The organism is Propionivibrio sp. (assembly GCF_017995515.1).
Taxonomy (GTDB): domain Bacteria; phylum Pseudomonadota; class Gammaproteobacteria; order Burkholderiales; family Rhodocyclaceae; genus Propionivibrio.
Window position 1 is genome coordinate 36,983 of the sequence record NZ_JAGOIT010000019.1, and the last position, 6,205, is coordinate 43,187.

At 59.4% G+C, this 6,205-nt stretch carries 8 protein-coding genes; 2 read left to right on the forward strand and 6 right to left on the reverse strand.

Translation table 11 applies throughout. The annotated features are described in order from the left end of the window. Position 1 precedes the first annotated feature (1 nt). The 3 genes from lpdA to KBA32_RS05055 form a co-directional block, all read right to left on the reverse strand. The gene (gene lpdA, locus KBA32_RS05045) at positions 2 to 1,381 is read right to left on the reverse strand and encodes a dihydrolipoyl dehydrogenase (protein ID WP_294356125.1); all 1,380 of its coding nucleotides are present in this window, start codon (positions 1,379 to 1,381) and stop codon (positions 2 to 4) included. 21 nt (positions 1,382 to 1,402) lie between these two features. Beyond that, entirely contained in the window at positions 1,403 to 2,764 is a 1,362-nt protein-coding gene (locus KBA32_RS05050; RefSeq protein ID WP_294356127.1) for a dihydrolipoamide acetyltransferase family protein, read from the reverse strand. A gap of 306 nt (positions 2,765 to 3,070) precedes the next feature. Next, positions 3,071 to 3,247, reverse strand: a complete 177-nt coding sequence (locus KBA32_RS05055; protein WP_294356129.1) for a hypothetical protein — start codon at positions 3,245 to 3,247, stop codon at positions 3,071 to 3,073. Positions 3,248 to 3,604: 357 nt separating this feature from the next. Here KBA32_RS05055 and KBA32_RS05060 point away from each other — a divergent pair, with 357 nt between their 5' ends. Next, entirely contained in the window at positions 3,605 to 3,889 is a 285-nt protein-coding gene (locus tag KBA32_RS05060) for a type II toxin-antitoxin system RelE/ParE family toxin (protein ID WP_367113744.1), read from the forward strand. Between the two features lie 265 nt (positions 3,890 to 4,154). Here KBA32_RS05060 and KBA32_RS05065 read toward each other — a convergent pair whose 3' ends face one another. After that, positions 4,155 to 4,598 (reverse strand): universal stress protein, encoded by a 444-nt coding sequence (locus tag KBA32_RS05065; RefSeq protein ID WP_294356134.1) that lies wholly within the window; start codon positions 4,596 to 4,598, stop codon positions 4,155 to 4,157. Between the two features lie 367 nt (positions 4,599 to 4,965). On the opposite strand from KBA32_RS05065, the gene KBA32_RS05070 reads away from it, so the two are divergent. Beyond that, entirely contained in the window at positions 4,966 to 5,325 is a 360-nt protein-coding gene (locus KBA32_RS05070) for a hypothetical protein (RefSeq protein WP_294356136.1), read from the forward strand. Here KBA32_RS05070 and KBA32_RS05075 read toward each other — a convergent pair. Both KBA32_RS05075 and KBA32_RS05080 read right to left on the reverse strand, forming a co-directional pair. After that, positions 5,249 to 5,890, reverse strand: a complete 642-nt coding sequence (locus tag KBA32_RS05075) for a GNAT family N-acetyltransferase (RefSeq protein WP_294356138.1) — start codon at positions 5,888 to 5,890, stop codon at positions 5,249 to 5,251. The two genes, KBA32_RS05070 and KBA32_RS05075, sit on opposite strands and share 77 nt — an antisense overlap. Beyond that, the coding region (locus tag KBA32_RS05080) for a DUF1778 domain-containing protein (RefSeq protein ID WP_294356140.1) at positions 5,887 to 6,205 on the reverse strand (319 nt) is incomplete at its 5' end. The genes KBA32_RS05075 and KBA32_RS05080, both read right to left, overlap by 4 nt.

A 6,205-nucleotide genomic window follows, 5' to 3' on the forward strand; every position in this document is an offset into this window, starting at 1 on the left:
TTTACAGTTGGAAGATGGCTTCCCGGATGATTTCGGCGACCGACGGGTGCGGGAAGATGAATTCCTTGATGTCGTCGATCTTCATTTCAGACTCGATCAGCATCGCCGCCGAGGTGATGATTTCGGACGCGTAGTTGCCGATGATGTGGCAGCCGATGAGGCGGTTCTTGGCAGTGTCGGCGATCACCTTGCAGATCCCGTCGCCGCCGGCGTTCTCGGCCATGTAGCGGCCGCTGTAGTTCATCGAGATGTTGGCCACCTTGAAGGCGATGCCCTTCGCGGCACAGGACTCTTCGGTTTCGCCGACCGTCCCGACTTCCGGGTTGGTGTAGATCACCGACGGTACAGCGTTGTAGCGCATCGCGTCCTTCTTGCCGGTCAGGTTGTTGATGACGACCTCGGATTCGCGATACGCCACGTGCGCCAACATCCAGACGCCATTCACGTCGCCCGTCGCATAGACGCCGGGCACGTTGGTCTGGCCCTTCTCATCGACGACGATGCGGCCACGCTCGACGAGGACGCCGAGGTTTTCCAGGCCGAAACCGGTGGTCACGGCGCGACGGCCGATCGACAGCAGCACCTTGGCGGCCGGCACGGATTGTTTGGAGCGTTCACCCTCGGCATTCTCGAATTCAACCGAGTTCGTCGTGATCGCGGTGACCTTGCTCTTGAGATGAAAGGTGATGCCCTTCTTCTCGTAGTTCTTCTGCAGGATCGTGGAAATCTCGCGATCGGTCGGGCCGGCGATCTTGTCGAGCATTTCGATCACGGTGACCTTGGAACCGACCGAGTTGAAGTAGCTCGCCATTTCCAGGCCGATGACACCGCCGCCGACGACGACCAGCGACTCGGGAATCACGTCGACGTCGAGGATCTCGCGGTTGGTCATGACGAGGCCGGCTTCCAGACCTTCCTTGGCGCCGGGAATCGGCGGCACGATGGCTTCCGAGCCGGAGGCGATCAGCAGCTTCGACGACTGGTACTTCTCGCCGCCGACGGCCACGGTGATGACGTTGCCTTCGCGGCTGACGATTTCGCCGAAGCCATTGACGACCGTCACATGGTTGGCCTTGAGTTGCGCCTTGATGCCGGCGACCAGTGTCTTGACGACCTTGTCCTTGCGCGCGATGACCGCCTTCTGGTCGATCGCGGCGCCGGTCGCATTGGGAACAATGACGCCGTACTTGTCGCCGTGCTTGGCGTAGTCGAGGATTTTGGCGCTGTTCAGCAGTGCCTTAGACGGCACACAGCCTTCGTTGAGGCAGACGCCGCCAAGCGCGCGTTTTTCAATGAGCAGGGTCTTCAGCCCGGCATGGCCGGCGCGTTCCGCCGCCAAGTAACCGGCCGGACCGCCGCCCAATACGATGATGTCGTACATGATGTTCGTGATCCCTCGTTGTTATTTGAGCAGGAACAGGGAGAAATTCTCGAGCGCCTTGGTCAGATCCTGCAGGAAACGCGCGGCCGGCGCGCCATCGACGGCACGGTGGTCGGCGGTCAGCGACAGGCTCATCGACGGATACGGCACGGCGACGCCATTCACGTCGCGCACCTTGGTCGTCAGGCAGTTCACGCCGATGATCGCGGTCTGCGGCGGGTTGATGACCGGGGTGAAGGACTCGATGCCGAGCGAACCGAGGTTGGTGACGGTGATCGAGCCGTCCTTCAGCTGATCCGGCGAGATCGTGCCCTTCTGGCAGGCAGCCGCCTTGTCCTTGGCCTGGCGCGAGATTTCCGCGATCGATAAACGGTCAGAGTTGAAGATCGTCGGGACCATCAGGCCGCGCGGCGTATCGACGGCCATGCCGAGGTTCACCGTGTTGAAGAACACCATGTGGTCGTCCATGTAATGCGCGTTGCACATCTTGTGGTTCAGGGACACACGCGAGACGACGTAGAGAATGATGTCGTTGATGGTGATGCTGTCCGGCAGGCCAAGCTTTTCGGTCAGGCCGGCGTCCTTGGCCTTCTTGACCTTGGCGCGGAAAGCGAGGATGTCGGTGGCGTCGAAGCTCATGTTGTAGGTGAGCTGCGCCATCGTCGACAGCGAATTCACCATCGACTTGGCGATGAGCTTGCGGATGTTGCTGTGCTTTTCGGTGGTGGTATCGAAGACTGGGGTGACCGGTGCTGCCGTGGCAACTGCGGCGGCGGCTGCTGGTACAGCGCCGAGGTCGGCCGTCGAAACACGGCCGCCGATGCCGCTGCCGACCGTACCGGCGGCGAAGTCGCTGCCGACGGCGCCGGTGGCGAACTTGCCTTCGTCGATCAGCTTGAAGATGTCACGCTCGATGACGCGGCCCTTGGGACCGGTCGGCTCAACCTGGCGCAGATCGACCGTGTGCTTCTCGGCCGTCGCTTTGGCGCGCGGCGAGATCCCGGCGATGGTCGCGGCCGGCGCCGCAACGGCGGCGGCAACGGGCACTGCGGCGGCTGGAGCGTCCACCGGAGCAGCGGCAGCAGGCGCAGCTTCCGCCGGCGCGGCCGACGCACCACGCGGATCGAACGCGCCGAAATCCTCGCCCTTCTGCCCGATGACGCAGACGTTGGTCAGGCAGGGCACATCGTCGTTTTCCTCAAAGAAAATGGCGAGCACCTCGCCATCCACTTTCGCCGCTTCATCAAAGGCGGCCTTGTCCGTTTCGTACGTAAACAGGTCTTCGCCAACCGAGACCTTGTCGCCAACCTTCTTGTACCACTTGCCGATGATGCAGCTTTCCACCGACTGCCCCTGCCGCGGCATGATTACGGGCGTTGCCATCCGATTCTCTCCTGATGATGTTTAGCGTGTAACTGTTGAACAACCATGAGTCCTGACTCCACTCATGCGCACTCGATCAATATCGTCCTCTTCCGTTTGTGGCTTCTGCTTTTCTGTCCGATCTACCTGAGCGCCGAGCGTAACACTCACACCACGGCGCCATTCTGTCCAATGAACTTTTTTCAACCACCCGATTCCTGGCCGGAATACCCACGCCGGCAAACGAGATCACGGAGCTACGGGTTGATAGGGCAATTCTAAGGCGCGACGCGACAACAGTCCTTATCTGAACGGCCAGATGATTTATCAGAGTGGCGAAATGCTTCTACGCTCGTCAATCAGCGATGACATCAAGGCAACGACCTCGTTCGTATCAAACTCGGCTTGAACACGCATCGCGCTGAGCTCGGTCAGTGAAGAATTCGCCCCCACGGTCAACTGACTGACAATCGCGTCGTCATTGTCGCCGTCGGCCAGCGACACTTGCAACGCGTCGCCGCGACGTAATGTCTCAAGAAACTACTCCACGATAGCGCCCACCATCGGCAAAATCATTCGCGATTGCCAGTCACGGCACTGTTGCACGACGACCATAAACTGGAGCCTATGGCCCGTGCCAAGCGGCAGCAGCTGCGTGTGAATCGCGTCTGTAGCGCAACACCTGAACATTGCCGGATGCGCCGTCCCACAGAGAAACCAGCCGGTCACTCTCGCATCCCTGCTAAGGCCAGCGCTTTGCGCTTGAGCAGTCTCGTCCGGTGACATCAAACGCCCGCCCCAAAGCCGCTTTTCTTGAGTCGCCCGAAGAAGGGTTTCAATCACGCCACGCTCCGTTTTGTCTTGCATAAGTTCCTCCTGGATTTCGAGTGGAATGCACTTGATGGCAGTGTCAAAAGCGTGCTGCGCAAGTTGCTCAAGAAGCGCCTGGAACAACCCCATGTTCCCGGTGCCGAGTTGCATGGGGCGCTGCGCGATTGCTACAAGATCAAATTGCTCAAACAGGGCTATCGCCTGGTCTACCAGGTGGAAGACGATGTGCTCGTGGTCTTGGTGTTGGCCGTAGCTAAACGCGAAGACCAGGCCGTGTATCGATCCGCCATCGAACGCTTGCTGTCCGATAAATAATCGAAACCCGCCGAGCGTTGCCGCCGGGCGGGTGAAAAATATTCAGAGAAGGTCCCTGTCAGGGACGGTGGTAACCACAGGCCGGTAACCTGGCTGTCAATACCGGAAATTCACCTACGGCCAGTCGCTCGCTGACGCCTGCGGCTACACAAACTTAAGGCGCCTCAACCAGCGCTTTCGCGAGGAACTGGACGTTACGCAAACCCTTTTCCGGCAGGCTGAAGGAGTGGTCAGCCCCGGCCTTTGCCGAGGCCGCGGATCGCTCTCAGCGGAAAACAAGCACCGGTATCTTTGAATGTGTGAGCACCTTGTGCGTTTCGCTGCCGAGCACCAAGGCATCAATACCGCGCCGGCCGTGCGATGCCATGAAGATCAGGTCGCAGTTGTCCTTGGCCGCTTGGTCGATGATCGCCTGATAGATATGCTCGTGCGTCACAGAGGTCTTGGTGCACTCGACGCCCTCTTCCTGGCAGATACCGGTGACGAAATCGAGAGCTTCCTGCGCCTCTTTTTCCGAGAACTCTTCGAACGCCGATGGTTCGGGCAGATTGACCCAGATGACGTGGCTCCAATAGTGTGCTGGCGGCGGCAACTTGACGTACAGGGCAGAGATCTTCGCCCCGTTGTCCTTGGCGACTGAAACGGCTTTGCGAACGGCGTCCCGAGAGAACAGGGAGCCATCAGTCGGAACGAGAATGCGCTTGAACATGATCGACTCCTTCTTTTTGTTGTGAAAGCACTTTCAATATAGTTTTCAGTGTTGCAAAAGTACAACTGAAACAAGGACATCAGTCGATTTCGCCGGGAGCCGCGTCAGGCAAACGATGCGGTCGGTTCGGGTCAGCGTCGGGCTTGTCATCCGGCGGTGAAAACATGGACAAAATCGCTCAGTTGGCGATTTTCCGGACGCGACGACCGATTCGTCTATTGACGGTGTCGACAGACGCTGCGATACCATTGGTTGGCTACCGCCGGAGCAGGACAATCCGGTTGGCGGCAAGCCTGCGATCCACCCCGAGCCATGCACGGGCGAGCGCGTTTTCCCGGACTGACCGTATCAACACAGTGTCACCGTCATGCTGAACATGTTCATCGTCGACAGTCTTGTCTGCCAGCTGGTTTCCTGGCCCTTCGCCATCAACGGTTGCTCCTGGCAACAGTGGATGCCGGTGGTCGCGGGATACGTTACAGCACTTGCTTTCCGAGTCATGGGGGTCGGCCGGCTTGTCACCTTTCTCGGCGGCACCGGCGCGTTCTATCTGCTCGCAATCTCGCTGGCGCTGATTTCGCCGCCACAGACGGATGGCGAGGAGAGCTGGTTTCTCGTCGGTTGCCTCTTCCTTTTCCCCATCGCCAGCGTCATCTCGCTCGCAGGGCTGCTTTGCGGCGATGTGTTCCGGATTTTCCGCAAGCGCGCACGGAGTCATCACGCGTAGCTTCCAAACCAGCAATAGCAAACCAGCAATAGGGGACAAACCAGCAATAGCAGCAATAGGGGACAGACCACGTTTTATCCCGATCTACCATTCCATCACCTTTTTGATCTGCGTTGGCCGGTGACGGCACAAAGCCGTAATGGCTGTAGAACTGGCGGGCCCCTTCGTTGATGGCGTGTACCAGTAAGGCACGTACGCCGATACTTTGCGCCACCGACACGGCGCGCTGCAAAGCATCTTTGAGCAATGCACCGCCGATTTGCTGGCCCTGCAAACGCTGGTCGACCGCCAAGCGGGCCAGCACCATGACCGGCACGGGATCGGGCATGTTGCGACGAATGCTGCCCGGGGACTCCTGGTGCGAGACCGCACCGGCTGCCAAAGCGTAGTAGGCCAGAACCTGGCCCGATTCGTTGGCCACCACAAAGGTGCGGCTCGCACCAGTGGCTTGGTTGACCAATGCGCGGCGTCGCAACCACTCATCGAGCGACGGCTCCCAGCAAGAAAAATCCTCGAGTCGGTGCTCAGCCACCAAAGGCTGTGGTGGCAAAAGCGTCTGGCTCATGCGGGGGGTGTCTCCCAAACGGGTTTCACGGCCATGAGTCGTTCAAGACCCGGATTGGGTTTAGGCGGGGCATCGAGCAGCGCCACGAACTGTTCGAATTTGTCCGCGTCCAGTTTGAAAAAAACCTGGTCGAGCAGCACCGCTTGGGCACGCTCACACGCGGCCTCCAGCATGAAGTCCGAGCGGTTTTTGCGGTGGTCCCGGTCGTTTGGACAGTCACCGGGGAGGAATAAGCTAAGGCCGGTGCCGGGGATTTGGTTTTGACTTTCCCGGATTTTATATCGATTGGATTGAGCGCTGTGGAGCTTGTGGGCA